We start from the raw sequence: 19,313 nt of genomic DNA on the forward strand, positions 1-19,313 counted from the left end.
GCTGGTGGATGCGCCTGCCTGACGGCCGGACCCGGGTGGCTCCCTGGTGCCTCGCTCGTCGGCGGCGCGGCGGCGTCGGCCTACGCGGTGCCTTCCGGCGCCGTCGCGACTGGTGTTGCGTCGCGGTCGGGCGCGAACGGGTCGGTCACCGTGCCGGTCTCCTCATCGAGCGGCCCCTGCGCCAGCCTGGTCACCGCTGCGGGGACCGGCGGCGCCAGGTCGGCCGTAGCTCGGAGACCGGACAGGACGTCGTCGGGTCGCACGGCAGGTGTCAGATGCCGTACCACCAGGCGCAGTATCGCACAGGGACCCTCGCCGGACCTATCGGACCCGGCCGAGGCGACCTCCAGTGAGGCCACCGCGGCCCGTGTGTCGAATGTGCGCATGCCCTTCTTGGTCTGCCGCTGTACCTCGACCGAGTCGGCGGACAGGAAGGCCTCCACGGCCTTTCCCGCCTCCTCGGGGTCCACTCCGTCGAGCCGCAGCTCCCAATGGGAGGCCGTGAGCCGGTCCGCGAAGCCGGAGGTGCGGGCCTCCACCGCGTCGACGACGTCGAGCCCCTCGGGGAGCGACTCGTCGAGCTGCCCGCGCAGCTCCTCCGGGTCGCGTCGCTCGGTGAGGGCGATCTCCAGGTACTCGGCCTCGCTGCCCGTGCCGGTCGGTGCCGCGTTCGCGTACGAGACCTTGGGGTGCGGGGTGAAGCCCGCCGAGTACGCCATGGGCACCCCGGCCCTGCGGAGCGCCCGCTCGAAGGCGCGCTGGAAGTCGCGGTGACTGGTGAACCGGAGGCGGCCGCGCTTGGTGTAGCGCAGACGGATGCGCTGCGCCACGGGTGCGGGCGGCGGGCCTTCGGGCTGTCGCTTGCCCAGGATCCTTCTCCTTGCTGCGGGGTGGCGCGCCGAGCGCCCCTCGGTCGAACAGTGGCGGCCGGGCCGTCCCCCGCCGGTGCGGGGCCGGTGGGCCCGTACCTACCCACCAGCCTACTCGTCGCCGCCCGCCCGTCTCCCGGGCCGTGTCCCGTCGGGGTCCGTGGCCACCCAGTACCGCAGTTTTATTCCCCGCCGGTCCTCGAAGACACCACCGCACTTCTCGATGACCCCGCGGGAGGCGGTGTTGGTGTCGTCGCAGGTGATCAGGGCCGGGTCGACACCCAGCGAACGGGCGACGGGCAGGGCGGCCCGCACCATGGCGGTGGCGTGACCGCGGCGGCGGGCGGAGGCCCGCACGTCGTAGCCGATGTGGCCGCCGTAGTCGAGGAGGAAGCCGTCGAGTCGGTGGCGGATGGCCACACGGCCCAGGAAGACGTCGCCGTCGACCCACCACAGGGTGGTGGTCGGGACGGCCCCCGGCGCTCGGGGGGCGTCCTTCCCGGCGGCGCGGACCCGGGCGACGTACTCGGCGAAGACCTCCGGGTCCCGCCACCGGTCGTGCCAGGCGAGGATGTCGCGACCGATCGTCGAGCCGTCGTCCGGCGTGCCGCGCCCCTCGGCGACGAACTCCTCCATCGCCTCGACGTAGGAGGCCCGCACACGGACGTCGGGAACGATCAGTTCCGGCATGGACGGCAGTCTCGCAGCACACCACCGCCCCCGGCCGGCGGACATCCGCCGGCCGGGGGCGGTCCGGGGTGCGGGGGCGCGTCCCGTGCCGCGTTCCCCCTCGCCCTCGTCCGGCCCGTCGTCGGGCCTACCTGTCGACGACCGTCAGCGGCAGCAGCTTCTTGCCGGTCGGGCCGATCTGGATCTCGGTGCCCATCTGCGGGCACACGCCACAGTCGAAGCAGGGGGTCCAGCGGCAGTCCTCGACCTCGGTCTCGTCGAGGGCGTCCTGCCAGTCGTCCCACAGCCAGTCCTTGTCGAGCCCGGAGTCGAGGTGGTCCCAGGGCAGGACCTCCTCGTAGGTGCGCTCGCGCGTGGTGTACCAGTCGACGTCCACGCCGTGGGGGGCCAGCGCGCGCTCGGCGCACTCCATCCACAGGTCGTAGGAGAAGTGCTCGCGCCAGCCGTCGAAGCGTCCGCCGGCCTCGTAGACGGCCCGGATGACGTCGCCGACGCGGCGGTCGCCGCGCGAGAGCAGGCCCTCGACGATGCCGGGCTTGCCGTCGTGGTAGCGGAAGCCGATGGACCGGCCGTACCGCTTGTCGGCGCGGATCTTCTCCCGCAGCTTCTCCAGACGGGCGTCGGTCTCCTCGGCCGAGAGCTGCGGCGCCCACTGGAAGGGAGTGTGGGGCTTGGGCACGAAACCGCCGATGGAGACGGTGCAGCGGATGTCGCCCGTGCCGGAGACCTCGCGCCCCTTGGAGATGACCTTGGCGGCCATGTCGGCGATCTGCAGCACGTCGTCGTCGGTCTCGGTGGGCAGGCCGCACATGAAGTACAGCTTCACCTGCCGCCAACCGTTGCCGTAGGCGGTGGCGACGGTGCGGATCAGGTCCTCCTCGGAGACCATCTTGTTGATGACCTTGCGGATGCGCTCGCTGCCGCCCTCGGGCGCGAAGGTCAGGCCGGAGCGACGGCCGTTGCGGGTCAGCTCGTTGGCCAGGTCGATGTTGAACGCGTCGACGCGGGTGGAGGGCAGCGAGAGGCCGATCTTGTCGTCCTCGTAGCGGTCGGCCAGGCCCTTGGCGACGTCGCCGATCTCGCTGTGGTCGGCCGACGACAGCGAGAGCAGGCCGACCTCCTCGAAGCCGGTGTTCTTCAGGCCCTTCTCCACCATCTCGCCGATGCCGGTGATGGAGCGCTCGCGCACCGGACGGGTGATCATGCCGGCCTGGCAGAAACGGCAACCGCGGGTGCACCCGCGGAAGATCTCCACGCTCATCCGCTCGTGGACGGTCTCGGCCAGCGGCACCAGCGGCTGCTTGGGGTAGGGCCACTCGTCGAGGTCCATCACGGTGTGCTTGGACACCCGCCACGGCACGCCGGAACGGCCCGGGACGACCCGGGCGATGCGGCCGTCGGGCAGGTACTCCACGTCGTAGAACCCGGGCACGTACACGCCGCCGGTCTTCGCCAGGCGCAGCAGCAGCTCCTCGCGGCCGCCGGGGCGCCCCTCGGCCTTCCACTCCCGGACGATGTCGGTGATCTCCAACACGGCCTGCTCGCCGTCGCCGATGACCGCGCAGTCGATGTAGTCGGCGATCGGCTCGGGGTTGAAGGCGGCGTGCCCGCCGGCGACGACCACGGGGTGGTCCAGGTCGCGGTCCTCCGCCCGAAGCGGGATGCCCGCGAGGTCGAGGGCGGCGAGCAGGTTGGTGTAGCCCAGCTCGGTGGAGAAGGAGACGCCGAGCAGGTCGAAGGCGCCGACCGGACGGTGGGCGTCCACGGTGAACTGGGGGACACCGTGCTCGCGCATGAGCTTCTCGAGGTCGGGCCAGACGCTGTAGGTGCGCTCGGCGAGCACGCCCTCGCGCTCGTTGAGGACCTCGTAGAGGATCATGACGCCCTGGTTGGGCAGGCCGACCTCGTAGGCGTCGGGGTACATCAGCGCCCAGCGGACATCGCAGGCGTCCCAGTCCTTGACGGTGGAGTTCAGCTCTCCGCCGACGTACTGGATCGGCTTCTGGACGTGCGGGAGGAGGGCCTCCAGGCGCGGGAAGACCGACTCGACAGGCATGGGTGGTGTCCTCGGATGCTGGGTTCGTGGGTGCCGGTCCGCGCACGGGGTGCGGACGGACGTGACCATCCAGCGTAACGCCTGCCCGACGGGGCCCCGCGCCGCCTGTGGATCAGGCGGACACGGGGCGCTGCACCCGGATCGACTGGAGCAGCCCGATGGCGATCCAGACCGCGAACATCGAGGTGCCGCCGTAGCTGACGAAGGGCAGCGGCAGACCGGCGACCGGCATGATGCCCATCGTCATGCCGATGTTCTCGAAGGACTGGAAGGCGAACCAGGCGATGATCCCGGCGGCGACGATCGTGCCGTACAGCTCGGTCGTCTCGCGGGCGATGCGGCAGGCCCGCCAGAGCACCACGCCGACCAGGAAGATGATCAGTCCCGCGCCGAGGAAGCCCAGCTCCTCCCCCGCGACGGTGAAGACGAAGTCGGTCTGCTGTTCGGGCACGAACCGGCCGGTGGTCTGGGTGCCCTCGAACAGACCCTTGCCGTAGAGGCCGCCGGATCCGATGGCGATGCGGGCCTGGTTGGTGTTGTAGCCGGCACCGGCCGGATCCAGGGCCGGGTTGGCGAAGGCGGCGAAGCGCTTGATCTGGTAGTCGTCGAGCACGCCGAGCTGCCAGACCAGGACCGCGCCGATGCCGCCGGCGGCGAGCAGACCGATGATCCAGCGGTTGGACGCCCCGGAGGCCAGCAGCACTCCGAGCACGATCACGACCAGCACCATCACCGAGCCCATGTCGGGCATCAGCATGACGATCGCGATCGGCACGGCGGCCAGGCCGAGGGCCTGGACCACCGTGCGGTGGTCGGGGTGGACCCGGTCGCCGGCGTCCACCCGGGCCGCCAGCAGCATCGCCATGCCCAGGATGATGGTGATCTTGGCGAACTCGGCGGGCTGGAGCGAGAGGCCGCCGCCGAAGTCCAACCAGGCGCGCTGCCCGTTGATCGTGGCGCCCAGGGGGGTGAGCACCAGCAGTGTCAGCGCCACCGACAGCGCGTACAGCACCGGGACGGCACCGCGCAGCCGACGGTGGCCGAGCCAGACGGTGCCGACGGCCAGGGCGATGCCGATGGCCAGGCTGATCAGGTGGCGCCAGAGGAAGTGCTGCGGGTCGCCCTCGTTGAGTTCGGTGCGGTTGCGGGTGGCCGACCACACCAGCAGGGAGCCCAGGACCGACAGCGCCAGGCAGGCCAGCAGCAGTATCCAGTCCAGGCGGCGGACGAGGGAGTCACGCGCGGTGATCCTGCTCCAGGCCGACCGCTCCTGCCAGGGCCGCCCGTTGTAGGAGTGGGTGCTCACGGATTGAAGCCCTTCTGGCGCTGGGCCTCGATGGTGCCGTCGGAGTTGACCTTCGGAAGCTCCTTCTGCGGCTCGGGCAGCAGCGCCCTGTCCGGGTGGACCTTCCCCTCGTCGTCCACGCCGTACAGCGCGTCGTAGATGTTGCGCACGGCGGGGCCGGAGGCGCCGGAGCCGGTGCCGCCCTGGGAGATCGTCATCACGATCGCGTACTCGTCGGTGTAGGTGGCGAACCACGAGGTGGTCTGCTTGCCGTAGACCTCGGCCGTACCGGTCTTGGCGTGCATGGGGATCTTGTCCTGCGGCCAGCCGGTGTCGGCGAAGCGCCAGGCGGCGGTGCCCCGGGTGGCCACGCCCTCCAGCGCCTTGTCCGTCTGCCTCAGGGTCTTGTCGTCCATCGGCAGCCGGGCCTTCTTCTTCGGCTTGATCTCCTTGATCTCCTTGCCGTCCGGGCTGACGATCGCCTTGCCGACGGTCGGTTCGTAGAGGGTCCCGCCGTTGCTGAGGGCCGCGTAGATGGTGGCCATCTGGATGGGCGTCACCAGGGTGTCGCCCTGGCCGATGGAGTAGTTGACGCTGTCACCGGCGCGGAGCTTGTTGCCCTCCAGACAGTTCTCGTACGCGATCTTCTCGACGTAGTCGCCGTCCTTCTTGCCGTACTTGCACCAGGAGTCCTTGTTGAGCTCCCAGTAGTCCTGCTTCCACTGGCGGTCGGGGACGCGTCCGGTGACCTCGTTGGGCAGGTCGATCCCGGTGAGCTTGCCGAGGCCGAACTCGTGGGCGGTCTTGTAGAACCAGTCGTTCGGCTCCTTCTTCGGGTCGAGTCCGCCGTCCTTCTTCCACTCCTGGTGGGCCAGGGCGTAGTAGACGGTGTCGCAGGAGACCTCCAGCGCCCGGCCGAGGTCGATCATGCCGTGGTTCTGCGACTCGAAGTTCTTGAAGACCTGGCCGCCGATGCTGTACGAGGAGGAGCAGTTGTAGCGTCCGTTGAAGTCGTAACCCGCCTTGACCGCCGCGGCGGTGGGGATCACCTTGAAGATCGAGCCGGGTGCCGCCAACCCCTGGATCGACCGGTTGAGCAGCGGGTAGTTGGACTTCTTGCCGGTGAGCGCGGCGTAGTCCTTGGCGGAGATGCCGCCGACCCAGACGTTGGGGTCGTAGTCCGGCAGGGAGGCCATCGCCACGACGCGGCCGGTCTTGGCCTCCATCACCACCACCGCGCCGGCGTCGGCCTCGTAGTTCCTGCCGGTGTTGTCGTCGTAGACCTTGCGGGCCTCCTTCATCGCCGCCGCCAACTCCTTCTCGGCGATGGCCTGGACGCGGGCGTCGATGCTGGTGACCAGGCTGGAGCCGGGCTCGGCCTCATCGCTCTCGGCCTCCCCGATGACCCGGCCGAGGTTGTCCACCCGGTAGCGCGTCACGCCCGCGTCGCCGCGCAACGCGGAGTCGTACTGGCGCTCCAGGCCGGAGCGGCCGACCTGGTCGGAGCTGAGCAGCGGGGAGTCGCCGTCCTTGGTCTGTTCGATCTCCTCGTCGGTGACCGGCGAGAGGTAGCCGAGCACCTGGGAGGTCTTGGCGCCGTACGGGGCCGGGTAGCGGCGGACGGCGGTGGGCTCGGCGGTGATGCCGGGGAAGTCCTCCTGGCGTTCGCGGATCTGGAGCGCCTGCTGTGTGGTGGCCTCGTCGGTGATCGGGATCGGCTGGTAGGGGGAGCCGTTCCAACAGGGCTGCGGGGTCTCCGCGTTGCACAGGCGGATCTTCTCGGAGACCTCCTTGTAGGTCATGCCCAGGACGTCGGCGAGCCGGGTGAGCACCGCCTTGCCGCCGTCGTCCATCTTCATCAGCTCGGTGCGGCTGGCCGAGACCACCAGTCGGGTCTCGTTGTCGGCCAGCGGCACACCGCGCGCGTCGAGGATGGCACCGCGCACGGCGGGTTGGACGACCTGCTGGACGTGGTTGCCGGCGGCCTTCTCCGCGTACTCCTCGCCGTTGCGGATCTGGAGGTACCACAGCCGCCCGCCGAGGGTGAGCATCAGCGAGAAGACCAGGACCTGGATGGCGATCAGTCGAATGGTGACCCGGGGCGTGCGCCCGGTCTCGGGGATGTTGCTCACTGCTCCGCCTCCCTCACAGTCGCTTGACGCCCTTGATCCGTCCCGTGCCGCTCTTGGGGGACCTGATCAGCAGGCCACCGCCGCGCCGGCCTCCGCCGCGGGCCGCGCCGCCGAGCCCCTTGGCGCGGGTCCGGCCCCGCAGCCACCCTCCGGAGCCCGACAGCCCTCCGAGGCCGCGGGTGCCCTCGACCGCGCTGCCTCCGGACGCCTCGGCGAGCGGGTCGTGTTCGGTGCGGCGGGCCAGCGCCATCACCGCCGGGACGGTGAAGGGAGCCAGCAGCAGGTCGTACACGGTGGCCGTCGTCAGCAGTACGCCCAGACCGACGTGGCGGGCCGCGGTGTCGCCGACCAGCGCTCCGACACCCGCGTACAGCAGCGTCGAGGAGAGCGCGGCGCCCGCCACCACGAGCATCGGGACGGTGGCGCTGCGGTGCCTGCCGCTCTCCGGCTTGGTGAGCCCGGCGGCGTAGCCGACGACGCACAGCACCAGGGCGTAACGGCCCACCGCGTGATCGGCGGGCGGGGCGAGGTCGGCCAGCAGGCCGGCGCCGAAGCCGACCAGGGCGCCGCCGGTGTGGCCGTAGACCAGGGCCAGGGCCAGGACGGTCAACAACAGCAGGTCGGGGACGGCGCCGGGCAACTGGAGCCGGGCCAGCACGCTGACCTGGAGCACCAGGGCGACGACGGCGAGCGCGGCGGAGAGCAGGATCCGGTTGAGGTGCATCGCTACTGGTCAGCTCCTGGGGAGGCGCTCGCGGAGGGGGTGACGGTCACGGTGACCGTCGGGGCGGGCCGGGGCGTCGAGGGAGGCGGGAGCACCGCGTCCCGCGGGTCGGTGCGGGGCGCCTTGACCACGACGCCGACGATGTCGAGCTTGGTGAAGCCGACGTACGGCCGCACCCGTACCGTCCGGGTGAGGCCACCGCTGTGCGGATCGACCTGGACGACCTCGCCGACCGGCACCCCGGGCACGAACGGCCGGTCGTTGCTGGAGCCGAAGGTGACCAGGCGATCGCCCTTCTTCACCTCGGCCTTGCTGTTGAGGAGCTGGACGGTCAGCGCGCTGTCGCCGCGTCCGTTGGCGAAGCCCAGCTCACCGGTGCCCTCCAACCGGGTCCCGACGGTGAAGTCCGGGTCGTTGGCGAGCAGCACGGTCGAGGTGCTCGGCCCGACGGTGGTGACGCGGCCGACGAGCCCGTCGCCGTTGATGACGGTCATGTCGCGCTTGATCCCGTCGCGCTCGCCGACGTCGAGCGTGACCGTCCAGGAGAAGCCCTGGGCGGCGCCGATCCCGATGACCTGGGCCGCCTTGACGCCGTATCGGCCGGCTCCCGCGGTCCTCAGCAGCTTCTCCACCTGCTCGCCGCGGGAACCGTCGCGGTCGGAGGCGGCGAGCCTCTGCTTCAACTCGGCGTTCTCCCGCTCCAGCGCGCTGATCCGGTCGTACCGCTCACCGGAGTCCCGCACGGCCGCGATGGCGTTGCCGACCGGGTCGACCGCACCGGCGACACCGTTCTCCACCGGACCGAGGACGGAGGCGGCGACCTGCCGCGCGCCGTCCAGCGGAGACCGCTCACCGCCGCGGATGTCCACCGTGATCAGTGCGAACGCGATGGCGACCAGCAGAACGAGCAGCAGCCGGCTCTCTCGTGTATCCCTCACGTGCGACGGCCGTGCCTTCCCCTTGTTGGACCTGTCTGACCGTGGTGTTGATCTGTTCTCGGTTCACCCGCCGGGCCGCCTCGGCGAAGCGGCCCGAACGGGTGGGCCGCGGCGGCGCGACCGCCCGGCCCACCGGCGTCACCGTCGCGGCTGTGCGTCCAGCACCTGCTGGAGTGCCTCGAACTCCTCGACGCACTTGCCCGACCCCAGCGCCACCGAGTCCAGCGGGTTCTCGGCGATGTGGATGGGCATGCCCGTCTCGCGCCGCAGCCGCTCGTCCAGACCGCGCAGCAGGGCGCCGCCGCCGGTGAGCACGATGCCGCGGTCCATGATGTCGCCGGAGAGCTCCGGCGGACACTTGTCGAGGGTGGTCTTCACCGCGTCCACGATGGAGTTGACGGGCTCCTCGATCGCCTTGCGCACCTCGGCGGCCGAGATCACCACCGTCTTCGGCAGCCCGCTGACCAGGTCGCGGCCGCGGATCTCGGTGTGCTCGTCGGTCTCCAGGTCGTACGCCGACCCGATGGTGATCTTGATGCTCTCGGCGCTGCGCTCGCCCAGCAGGAGGCTGTACTCCTTCTTGATGTGCTGGATGATCGCGTTGTCCAACTCGTCGCCCGCCACTCGGATGGACTGCGCCGTGACGATCCCGCCCAGGGAGATCACCGCGACCTCGGTGGTGCCGCCGCCGATGTCGACGACCATGTTCCCCGTCGCCTCGTGGACCGGCAGGCCCGAGCCGATCGCCGCGGCCATCGGCTCCTCGATGATGTGCACCTGGCGGGCACCGGCCTGGGTGGACGCCTCGATGACCGCACGGCGCTCGACGCCCGTGATCCCGGAGGGGACGCAGACGACCACCCGGGGGCGGGCGAGGTAGCGTCGTTTGTGGATCTTGAGGATGAAGTAGCGGAGCATCCGTTCGGTGATCTCGAAGTCGGCGATCACCCCGTCCTTGAGGGGACGGACCGCCACGATGTTGCCGGGGGTGCGGCCGATCATCTTCTTCGCCTCGGCGCCGACCGCGAGGATTCCGCCGGTGTTGGTGTTGATGGCGACGACCGATGGCTCGTTGAGAACGATCCCGCGACCCCTGACGTACACCAGCGTGTTGGCGGTCCCGAGGTCGACAGCCATGTCACGGCCGATGAACGACATGTTGTTCGCCATGAGGATACGTCAGGCCTTCCGACTGGAGCGATGTGAGGGGAGGACGACAGCGTGCGCTGCGGGGCCCGGAGAAGTTTCCATCGTAGTCGCGCTCGTTCGAACGCGGTGGGAGGGTTCCTCCTCCGTCATTGTCGGCGGAACACGAGTCATCCCCATATGTGAGGACGTCGCGTCCGGGTGATTCGTTCCCCCGACTGGGGGCGAATCCACGATGGGGCGATCGAATTCCATCGATCGCCCCAGGTCAAGGGTTTTGCAGGCCTGACAGCCGATCAGGAGTGGGAGGGGAAGAAAATCTTCATCTCCCGTTCGGCGGACTCCTCGGAGTCGGACGCGTGAATGAGGTTCTCACGCACGATCGTTCCGAAATCCCCCCGGATGGAGCCGGGCGCCGCGGCGATCGGGTCGGTCGGACCCGCCAGGGCGCGCACCCCCTCGATCACCCTCTCGCCCTCGACGACCATCACCACGGCCGGCCCCGAGGTCATGAACTCCAGCAGCGGCTCGTAGAACGGGCGACCGACGTGCTCGGCGTAGTGCTGCTCCAGCGTCTCGCGGTCCAGCGCGCGCAGCTCCAGGGCGCTGATCGTCCATCCGGCCTTGCGCTCGATGCGTCCGACGATCTCACCGATCAGCCCCCGCCGGACGGCATCGGGCTTGAGGAGGACGAGGGTGCGCTGGCTCATGGTCGGCGGCTCCTTGGGGGAATCGACGGTGTCACGGGTTTACGGGTGCTCAGAGGTTACAGGGAAGCCGTCCCCGCCCCGGCGGCACCCGCCCCACCACCGTCAGGCCGTGTCGGCCGCGGCCGCGTTCCGGGCCTTCGCCTCGTCGATCTTCCGGCCGAAGTGGACCGACGCCCACCACAGACCGGCGAAGAGCGTACCGAGGAAGAACATCGCCGGGACGACGAAGCCGGAGGCGATCAGGCCGATCTGGAGCGCCCACCCCATCCGGAGCGCGCCGGGCCGGCCGAGCACCCCGCACAGCAGCAGGCAGAGCACCATCGCCACACCGCCGACCGTCCACACCGTCGACGCCGGCAGGTCGCCGAGCCGCATCGCCACCAGGGAGGCGAAGCCGATGACCAGGAACTCCCCGACGAGCGTGGCGGCGCAGAGCGTACGCACCGTCGTCACCTGTCCTTTCCGAGCAGCAGCCGGGCCTCGCCGACGGTGACGACCGATCCGGTCACCAGCACGCCCGCGCCCGCGTACTCGCCCTCCTCCTCGGCCAGGGTGATGGCCTCCTCCAACGCGTCGTCCAGCCGCGGCTCGACCTGGATCCGCTCCTCGCCGAAGACCTCGACGGCCAGGGCGGCCAGCTCGTCCACGTCCATGGCGCGGGTGGTGGCGTTGCGGGTCACCACGACCTCGGCGAAGATCGGCTCGAACGCCTCCAGCAGCCCACGCACGTCCTTGTCCGCGCTGGGGGCGACCACTCCGACCAGCCGGCTGAAGCCGAACGCCTCGGTGATCGCCGCGGCGGTGGCCCGGGCCCCCGCCGGATTGTGCGCGGCGTCCAGGACGACGGTGGGGCTGCGGCGCACCACCTCCAGCCGGCCCGGGGAGGTCACGGAGGCGAAGGCCGCCCGGACGGCGTCGATGTCCAGGGCACGGGCGTGCTCGGAACCGATGCCGAAGAACGCCTCGACCGCGGCGAGCGCCACGGCGGCGTTGTGCGCCATGTGGGCGCCGTGCAGGGGCAGGAACACCTCCGGGTACTCCCCGCCCAGCCCGCGCAGCGTCAGCAGCTGACCGCCGACGGCGACCTCCCGGGAGACCACACCGAACTCCAGGCCCTCACGGGCGACCGTGGCGTCCATCTCCACGGCCTTCCGCAGGATCACCGAGGCCGCCTCCACCGGCTGCTGGGCCAGGACGACAGTGGCGTCCCGCTTGACGATGCCGGACTTCTCCCTCGCGATCTCCTCGGGCGTCGTGCCCAACCGGTCGGTGTGGTCCAGGGAGATGGGGGTGACGACGGCGACGCCCGCGTCGATCACGTTGGTGGCGTCCCAACTGCCGCCCATGCCGACCTCGACGACCGCCACGTCCACGGGCGCGTCGGCGAAGGCCGCGTACGCCATGCCGGTGACGACCTCGAAGAACGACAGTCGGTGGGCGCAGGAGGCGTCGACCATCTCGACGTACGGCTTGAGGTCCCGGTACGTCTCGATGAACTTCTCGGGGGAGATCGGCGCGCCGTCCAGACTGATCCGCTCGGTCATGGACTGCACGTGCGGACTGCTGTAGCGGCCGGTGCGCAGCTCGAACGCGCCGAGCAGCGCCTCGATCATGCGGGCGGTGGAGGTCTTGCCGTTGGTGCCGGTGACGTGGATGGCGGGGTAGGAGCGCTGCGGCTCGCCGAGGAGGTCCATCAGCGCGGCGATCCGCTCCAGGGACGGCTCCAGCCGCGTCTCGGGCCAGCGGCCGAGCAGTTCGGCCTCGACGTGGCGCAGCTCGCGGTCCACCTCCGGGTCCTCGGGCCGGGTGGGCAGGTCGGCGGGGGGCGGGCCCGCCTGGGTGCGCAGGGTGCGGCTGCCCGCCTCGATCACGGCGAGGTCGGGGTCCCGGTCGGTCTCGGCGCCGACGATCTCCTCGAACCGGTCCGCGGGGTCGTCGGGGCCGACGTCCTCGCCGGTGTCGTCGCCGGGACCGTCGTGCGGGTCGTGCGGAGGGTGCTCACTCACCGTTTCAGTGTACGGAGACAGCGGCAGCCGCCACGCCCGGCCCGGGCTCTCTCGTCGCACCGGTCGTACTACCCGTTTTCGACGGCCCTAGCCCTGCGGGAGCGCGTCCAACTGGGCGGTGATCCGGGCGATGTCCGCCTCGGCCCGCGCCCTGCGGTCCCGGATCTTGGCGACCACGTGGTCGGGGGCCTTGGCCAGGAAGCCCTCGTTGCCGAGCTTGGCCGTGCTCTGCGCCAGTTCCTTCTCCGCCGCCGCCAGGTCCTTCGCCAGCCGCTTGCGCTCGGCCGCGAAGTCGATCGCGTCGGAGAGGTCCAGCTCGACCCTGGCGCCCGCCACCGGAAGCGAGGCGGTGGTCCGGAAGCCCTCGCCCTCGGGCTGGAGCCGGGACAGGGAGCGGATGGCCGTCTCGTGCGCCGCCAGCGAAGTCCCCTCCAGGGCGAGGCGGGCCGGGACGCGCTGGCCCGGCTGGAGGCCCTGGTCGGCGCGGAAGCGGCGGACCTCGGTGATCACCTGCCGGAGGGTGGCGATCTCCTCCTCGGCCGCCGCGTCACGGAAGCCGGAGTCGGCCGGCCAGTCGGCGATCACGACGGACTCCCGGCCCGTCAGCGTCGTCCACAGCGTCTCGGTGACGAACGGCATCACCGGATGGAGCAGTCGCAAGGTGACGTCGAGGACCTCGCCCAGGACGCGGGCGGAGCGCCGGGCCGCCTCGCCGCCCTCGGCGAAGGTGGTCTTGGACAGCTCGACGTACCAGTCGAAGACCTCGTCCCACGCGAAGTGGTACAGAAGGTCGGAGAGCTTGGCGAACTGGTAGTCGTCGTAGTGGGCGTCCACCTCGGCCACGACCGTGTTCAACCGGGAGAGGATCCACCGGTCGGTCGCCGACAACTCCTCGGGCGCGGGCAGCTCGCCCTCGACCGTGGCGCCGTTCATCAGGGCGAACCGGGTGGCGTTCCAGACCTTGTTGGCGAAGTTGCGGGACGCCTGGACCCAGTCCTCGCCGATGGGGACGTCGACACCGGGGTTGGCGCCGCGGGCGAGCGTGAAGCGCAGCGCGTCGGAGCCGTAGGTGTCCATCCAGTCCAGCGGGTTGACCGCGTTGCCGAAGGACTTCGACATCTTCTTGCCGAACTGGTCGCGGACCATGCCGTGCAGCACGATCCGGTGGAACGGCGGGGTGCCGTCCATCGCGTACAGCCCGAACATCATCATCCGGGCGACCCAGAAGAAGAGGATGTCGTAGCCGGTGACCAGGACGGAGTTCGGGTAGAACTTCGCCAGGCTCTCCGTCCGCTCGGGCCAGCCGAGCGTGGAGAACGGCCACAGGCCGGAGGAGAACCAGGTGTCCAGGACGTCGCTCTCCTGGTGCCAGCCCTCGCCGGTCGGGGGCTCCTCGTCGGGGCCGACGCAGACCGTCTCGCCGTTCGGGCCGTACCAGACCGGGATGCGGTGGCCCCACCACAGTTGGCGGGAGATGCACCAGTCGTGGAGGTTGTCGACCCAGTCGAAGTACCGCTTCTCCATCTCCCGGGGGTGGACGGTGACCCGCCCGTCGCGCACCGCGTCACCGGCGGCCTTCGCCAGCGGGCCGACCTTCACCCACCACTGCATCGACAGCCGCGGCTCGATGGTGGTCTTGCAGCGCGAGCAGTGGCCGACGGAGTGGACGTAGGGGCGCTTCTCGGCGACGATCCGGCCCTCGGCGCGCAGCGCGGCGACGACCGCCGAACGGGCCTCCAGCCGGTCCAGGCCCTGGAACGGGCCGTGGGCGGTGATCACGGCGTGCTCGTCCATGACCGTGACGTTCGGCAGGTCGTGGCGGCGGCCGATCTCGAAGTCGTTCGGGTCGTGCGCCGGGGTGACCTTGACGGCACCGGTGCCGAACTCGGGGTCCACGTGCTCGTCGGCGACGACCGGGATGCGCCGGCCGGTGAGCGGCAGCTCGATCTCGGTGCCGACGAGGTGGGTGTAGCGCTCGTCGGCGGGGTGGACGGCCACGGCGGTGTCGCCGAGCATCGTCTCGGCGCGGGTGGTGGCGACGACGATGGAGTCCTCGCCCTCGCCGTAGCGGATCGAGACCAGTTCGCCGTCCTGGTCGGCGTACTCCACCTCGATGTCGGAGATGGCCGTCAGACAGCGCGGGCACCAGTTGATGATCCGCTCGGCCCGGTAGATCAGCTCGTCGTCGTAGAGCCGCTTGAAGATCGTCTGAACGGCGCGGGAGAGCCCCTCGTCCATGGTGAAGCGCTCGCGCGACCAGGCGACGCCGTCGCCCAGCCGTCGCATCTGGCCCGAGATCCGGCCGCCGGACTCCGCCTTCCACCGCCACACGCGCTCGACGAACGCCTCGCGGCCCAGGTCGTGGCGGGACTTGCCCTCCTTGGCCAGCTCGCGCTCGACGACGTTCTGGGTGGCGATGCCCGCGTGGTCCATGCCCGGCTGCCACAGCGTCTCGTGGCCCTGCATCCGCTTGCGGCGGGTGAGGGCGTCGATCAGCGTGTGCTCGAAGGCGTGGCCCAGGTGCAGGCTGCCGGTGACGTTGGGCGGCGGGATGACGATCGCGTACGGCGGCTTGTCGCTTCCGGCGTCCGCCTCGAAGTAACCGCGCTCCACCCAGCGCTCGTACAGCTTCTCCTCTACCTCGGCCGGAACGTACTGGGTCGGCAGACTGGCATGGGCGCTGTTCGAAGGCTCCGCCCCGGCGGGGGGCGGGCTCTGCTGAGTGTTCTCGGTCACGACGGCCAGTGTACGGGCCGCTCTGCGACAGTCTCGAACCGGTTTGGGGGTCCGGTGCGCCCGCCGGCGGCACCGTCCGACAGGATGGGAGCCGCGTACGCACGCACATGTCGTCAACCATGTTCGTCAAAGGGGGAGCCCCAGCATGAGCCACAACCAGCCGCCTCCACAGCCGGGCCCGTACGGCGGGCAGCACCCGCAGGGCGGCTACGGCCATCCGCAGCAGCCGGGGCAGCACCCGCAGGGGCAGCCGCAGCCCGGGATGGGGATGCCCCCGGCCCAGCCGGGGTACGGCTACCCGCAACAGCCGCAGCAGCCGGGGTACGGCTACCCGCAACAGCCGGGGTACGGCTACCCGCAGCAGCCCGGCGGTCACATGCCCCCGCCCCCGCCGGGCGGTGGCGGCAAGGGCAAGACGATCGGCATCGTCGTCGGTGCCGTGGCGGTCGTGGCCGCGCTGGCGGTCGGCGCCTGGCTCCTCTTCGGCGGCAGTGGTGGCGGCGACATCGCCGACGACGGCAGGCGGTACAAGCTGACCACGCCCGAGACGGTGCTCGGCGGCGAGTACAAGAAGGCCGCCGACGACGGGGACGAGTTGGACGCGGAGGACATCAAGGAGATCGAGGGGCTCGGAGTCGAGAACCCGCAGACCGCGGCCGCCAACTACGAGGCCGGGGACAGCCCCGTCAACCAGAAGCTGCTGACCTTCAGCGGTGTGTGGGGAGAGGTCGAGGATCCCGAAGCGGTCGTCGACGCCATGTTCAAGGTGATCGAGGAGAAGGCCAACGAGTCCCCCGGCATCGGCGAGAGCGGCGACGAGGGGACGGCCGAGCTCGTCGGCGAGCCGAAGGAGTTCACCCCCGAGGGCCTGGAGAACGCGGTCCTGAAGTGCCAGGAGATCAAGATCACCGGTGACGGCTCCTCGGAGATCGGCCAGAACTTCACCATCCCCTACTGCATATGGGGCGACCACAGCACCGTCGCGTACTCCGTGACCACCGACGTGGCCTCGGTGATCACCGGTAGGAGCCAGAGCCTCGACGAGGCCGCCGAGCTGGTGGCGAAGCTCCGCGGCGACGTGCTCGTCGAGATCGAGTGACCACACCCGAACGACGCAAGCGGCGGGGCCGCCCGGATCACTCCGGGCGGCCCCGCCGCCTTCTCGTCGTTCGGGACCGCTCCCGCCCGTCCCTACGCGCTCTTCTCGCGCGGGCCCTGGCCCGTCTCGCCGCGGGAGCGGGGCACCAGGGTGGGGTTGACGTTGGAGTGGACGACGTCGGCGGTGATCACCACGCGGGCCACGTCCTTGCGGGAGGGCACCTCGTACATCACCGACATCAACACCTCCTCCATGATCGCCCGCAGTCCTCGGGCGCCGGTGCCGCGCAGGATCGCCTGGTCGGCGATGGCCTCCAGCGCCGGGCGGTCGAAGTCCAACTCGACCCCGTCGAGCTCGAAGAGCCGCTGGTACTGCTTGACCAGCGCGTTGCGCGGCTCGACCAGGATCTTCAGCAGCGCCTCGCGGTCGAGGTTGTGGACGGAGGTGATGACCGGCAGCCGGCCGATGAACTCCGGGATCATGCCGAACTTGACCAGGTCCTCGGGCATGACCTCCTCGAACTGGTTGCTCGCCTCGATCTCGCGCTTGGAGCGGATCGTGGCGCCGAAACCGATGCCCTTGGCGCCGGCCCGCGACTCGATGATCTTCTCCAGACCGGCGAAGGCGCCCCCCACGATGAACAGCACGTTCGTGGTGTCGATCTGGATGAACTCCTGGTGCGGGTGCTTGCGTCCGCCCTGCGGCGGGACGGAGGCCGTGGTGCCCTCCAGGATCTTCAGCAGCGCCTGCTGCACGCCCTCACCGGAGACGTCGCGGGTGATCGAGGGGTTCTCGCTCTTCCGGGCGACCTTGTCGATCTCGTCGATGTAGATGATCCCGGTCTCGGCCTTCTTGACGTCGTAGTCGGCGGCCTGGATCAGCTTCAGCAGGATGTTCTCGACGTCCTCGCCCACGTAACCGGCCTCGGTGAGGGCGGTGGCGTCGGCGATGGCGAAGGGGACGTTCAGCATCCGGGCGAGGGTCTGCGCCAACAGCGTCTTGCCGGAGCCGGTGGGGCCCAACAGGAGGATGTTGGACTTGGCGAGCTCGATGCCGTCGTCCCGGCCCTGCGAGCCGCCGTTCTCACCCGCCTGCACCCGCTTGTAGTGGTTGTAGACGGCGACGGAGAGCGCCTTCTTGGCCGCCTCCTGGCCGACGACGTAGCCCTCCAGGAACTCGTAGATCTCGCGCGGCTTGGGCAGCTCTTCCCAGCGCATCTCCGAGGAGTCGGCGAGCTCCTCCTCGATGATCTCGTTGCAGAGGTCGATGCACTCGTCGCAGATGTAGACGCCCGGCCCCGCGATGAGCTTCTTCACCTGCTTCTGGCTCTTGCCGCAGAACGAGCACTTGAGCAGATCGCCGCCGTCACCGATGCGTGCCACGAGGTGCTTCTCCTTCGCCTGGGATCCGTCGAGTTCCACGAACCCGGGTGCTTGCTCTGGGCCTTCGCGGGGGCGGCCCCCGGACCCCTTATGACGGTACCCTGCCCGACCCCCCGAGTGGGCCCCCCTCGGACCGACTCGACCCGAGGGGGGCGGAAATGTTCGGGGAATCCGTCGAGCCTAACCCATCCCCACGGAGGTCTTGCGGGTGGAGATGATCTGGTCGATCAGCCCGTACTCGAGCGACTCCTCGGCGGTGAGGATCTTGTCCCGCTCGATGTCCTGGCTGATCTGCTCGATCGGCTTGCTGGAGTGCTTGGCCAGCATCTCCTCCAGCTGGGTCCGCATCCGCTGGACCTCGTTGGCGGCGATCTCCAGGTCGGAGACCTGACCGCGGCCGGTCTCGCTGTACGGCTGGTGGATCAGGATCCGCGCGTTGGGCAGCGCCATCCGCTTGCCGGGGGTACCGGCGGCGAGCAGCACGGCCGCGGCGGAGGCCGCCTGCCCCATGCAGACGGTCTGGATGTCCGGCTTGACGAACTGCATCGTGTCGTAGATGGCCGTCAGCGCCGTGAAGGACCCGCCCGGGCTGTTGACGTAGATCGAGATGTCGCGGTCCGGGTCCATCGACTCCAGGCACAGCAGCTGCGCCATGACGTCGTTGGCGGAGGCGTCGTCGATCTGCACGCCGAGGAAGATCACGCGCTCCTCGAAGAGCTTCGCGTACGGGTCGTACTCCCGCACGCCCTGCGAGGTGCGCTCCACGAAGCGCGGAACGACGTACCGGGCCTCGGGCGAGGGGCCGTTGTAGCGGGCCTCCAGCCGGTCGTAGATGCCGGCGCCGGGGAAGGTGTGCTGACTGTTCATGGGGCTGTACACCGTTCTGGAGAGATGGACTGGCTGCGGTGCCGGGCTACGGGGCTCGGGGCGCTCACGCGCCCGTACCGCCACCACCCGGGAGCTGCGCGGCGGAGCCGTAGACCTCGTCGATCAGGCCGTACTCCTTGGCCTCCTGGGCGGTGAACCAGCGGTCGCGGTCGGCGTCGCGGTTCCACTGCTCCTCGGACTGCCCGGTGTGCAGCGCGGACAGCCGCGCCATCTTCTTCTTGGTGCGCAGCAACTGCTCGGCGTGGATCTTGATGTCCGAGGCCGAGCCCGCCAGGCCCGCGGAGGGCTGGTGGATGAGGATCTCCGCGTTCGGGAGGGCGAAGCGCTTGCCGGGGGTGCCCGCGCTCAGCAGGAACTGTCCCATGGACGCGGCCAGGCCCATCGCGATGGTCACCACGTCGTTCTTGATGTACTGCATGGTGTCGTAGATCGCCATGCCGGCCGTGATGGAGCCACCCGGGCTGTTGATGTAGAGGTAGATGTCCTTGTCCGGGTCAGCGGCCAGGAGGAGCAGCTGAGCGGTGATCCGGTTGGCGATCTCGTCGTCGACCGGCTGGCCGAGGAAGATGATCCGCTCGTTGAGCAGCCGGTTGTAGACCTGGTCGCCGAGGCCACCGATGGTCGGCTCGGTGGCGGCGGAAGGCATCGGAAG

At 70.3% G+C, this 19,313-nt stretch carries 16 protein-coding genes; 1 reads left to right on the forward strand and 15 read right to left on the reverse strand.

The window, feature by feature from the left end; translation table 11 throughout:
• Positions 1 to 80: 80 nt before the first annotated feature.
• The 12 genes from F0L17_RS07835 to F0L17_RS07890 all read right to left on the reverse strand — a co-directional run bounded on the left by F0L17_RS07835 (position 81) and on the right by F0L17_RS07890 (position 15,292).
• Positions 81 to 830: a TIGR03936 family radical SAM-associated protein gene (locus F0L17_RS07835; protein WP_162465939.1), complete on the reverse strand. Its 750-nt coding sequence runs from the start codon at positions 828 to 830 to the stop codon at positions 81 to 83.
• Between the two features lie 150 nt (positions 831 to 980).
• Positions 981 to 1,559, reverse strand: coding sequence for a GNAT family N-acetyltransferase (locus F0L17_RS07840; RefSeq protein WP_202917849.1), 579 nt, complete (start codon positions 1,557 to 1,559; stop codon positions 981 to 983).
• Positions 1,560 to 1,686: 127 nt separating this feature from the next.
• On the reverse strand, positions 1,687 to 3,615 hold the full coding sequence (locus tag F0L17_RS07845) for a TIGR03960 family B12-binding radical SAM protein (protein ID WP_155070501.1): 1,929 nt from the start codon (positions 3,613 to 3,615) through the stop codon (positions 1,687 to 1,689).
• 112 nt (positions 3,616 to 3,727) lie between these two features.
• Entirely contained in the window at positions 3,728 to 4,921 is a 1,194-nt protein-coding gene (gene rodA / locus F0L17_RS07850; protein ID WP_162465940.1) for a rod shape-determining protein RodA, read from the reverse strand.
• Positions 4,918 to 7,032: a penicillin-binding protein 2 gene (mrdA, locus tag F0L17_RS07855; RefSeq protein WP_162465941.1), complete on the reverse strand. Its 2,115-nt coding sequence runs from the start codon at positions 7,030 to 7,032 to the stop codon at positions 4,918 to 4,920. The genes rodA and mrdA overlap by 4 nt, the downstream gene beginning before the upstream one ends.
• Positions 7,033 to 7,045: 13 nt before the next feature.
• Positions 7,046 to 7,756 carry a rod shape-determining protein MreD gene (mreD, locus tag F0L17_RS07860; RefSeq protein ID WP_155070502.1) on the reverse strand — a complete coding sequence of 237 codons (711 nt, stop codon included), beginning with the start codon at positions 7,754 to 7,756 and terminating at the stop codon, positions 7,046 to 7,048.
• A 2-nt stretch (positions 7,757 to 7,758) separates the two neighbouring features.
• Entirely contained in the window at positions 7,759 to 8,694 is a 936-nt protein-coding gene (gene mreC / locus F0L17_RS07865; protein ID WP_162465942.1) for a rod shape-determining protein MreC, read from the reverse strand.
• A 138-nt stretch (positions 8,695 to 8,832) separates the two neighbouring features.
• Positions 8,833 to 9,852, reverse strand: a complete 1,020-nt coding sequence (locus F0L17_RS07870; RefSeq protein ID WP_155070503.1) for a rod shape-determining protein — start codon at positions 9,850 to 9,852, stop codon at positions 8,833 to 8,835.
• 284 nt (positions 9,853 to 10,136) lie between these two features.
• Positions 10,137 to 10,550, reverse strand: coding sequence for a nucleoside-diphosphate kinase (gene ndk, locus F0L17_RS07875; RefSeq protein ID WP_155070504.1), 414 nt, complete (start codon positions 10,548 to 10,550; stop codon positions 10,137 to 10,139).
• Positions 10,551 to 10,652: 102 nt separating this feature from the next.
• Positions 10,653 to 10,994, reverse strand: coding sequence for a DUF4233 domain-containing protein (locus F0L17_RS07880; protein WP_162466768.1), 342 nt, complete (start codon positions 10,992 to 10,994; stop codon positions 10,653 to 10,655).
• 5 nt (positions 10,995 to 10,999) lie between these two features.
• The gene (folC, locus tag F0L17_RS07885; protein ID WP_162465943.1) at positions 11,000 to 12,556 is read right to left on the reverse strand and encodes a bifunctional tetrahydrofolate synthase/dihydrofolate synthase; all 1,557 of its coding nucleotides are present in this window, start codon (positions 12,554 to 12,556) and stop codon (positions 11,000 to 11,002) included.
• Between the two features lie 87 nt (positions 12,557 to 12,643).
• A complete protein-coding gene (locus F0L17_RS07890; protein ID WP_162465944.1) occupies positions 12,644 to 15,292 on the reverse strand; it encodes a valine--tRNA ligase in 2,649 nt (882 codons plus the stop codon).
• 145 nt (positions 15,293 to 15,437) lie between these two features.
• On the opposite strand from F0L17_RS07890, the gene F0L17_RS07895 reads away from it, so the two are divergent.
• Positions 15,438 to 16,391: a hypothetical protein gene (locus F0L17_RS07895; RefSeq protein WP_155070505.1), complete on the forward strand. Its 954-nt coding sequence runs from the start codon at positions 15,438 to 15,440 to the stop codon at positions 16,389 to 16,391.
• 92 nt (positions 16,392 to 16,483) lie between these two features.
• Here F0L17_RS07895 and clpX read toward each other — a convergent pair whose 3' ends face one another.
• From clpX to F0L17_RS07910, 3 genes are all read right to left on the reverse strand, one after another.
• A complete protein-coding gene (gene clpX, locus F0L17_RS07900) occupies positions 16,484 to 17,773 on the reverse strand; it encodes an ATP-dependent Clp protease ATP-binding subunit ClpX (protein ID WP_162465945.1) in 1,290 nt (429 codons plus the stop codon).
• A 180-nt stretch (positions 17,774 to 17,953) separates the two neighbouring features.
• A complete protein-coding gene (locus F0L17_RS07905; protein WP_155070506.1) occupies positions 17,954 to 18,640 on the reverse strand; it encodes an ATP-dependent Clp protease proteolytic subunit in 687 nt (228 codons plus the stop codon).
• A gap of 64 nt (positions 18,641 to 18,704) precedes the next feature.
• Entirely contained in the window at positions 18,705 to 19,307 is a 603-nt protein-coding gene (locus F0L17_RS07910) for an ATP-dependent Clp protease proteolytic subunit (protein ID WP_155073320.1), read from the reverse strand.
• Positions 19,308 to 19,313 lie beyond the last annotated feature (6 nt).

Origin of the sequence: Streptomyces taklimakanensis (assembly GCF_009709575.1) — a bacterium.
GTDB classification, from domain to species: Bacteria; Actinomycetota; Actinomycetes; order Streptomycetales; family Streptomycetaceae; genus Streptomyces; species Streptomyces taklimakanensis.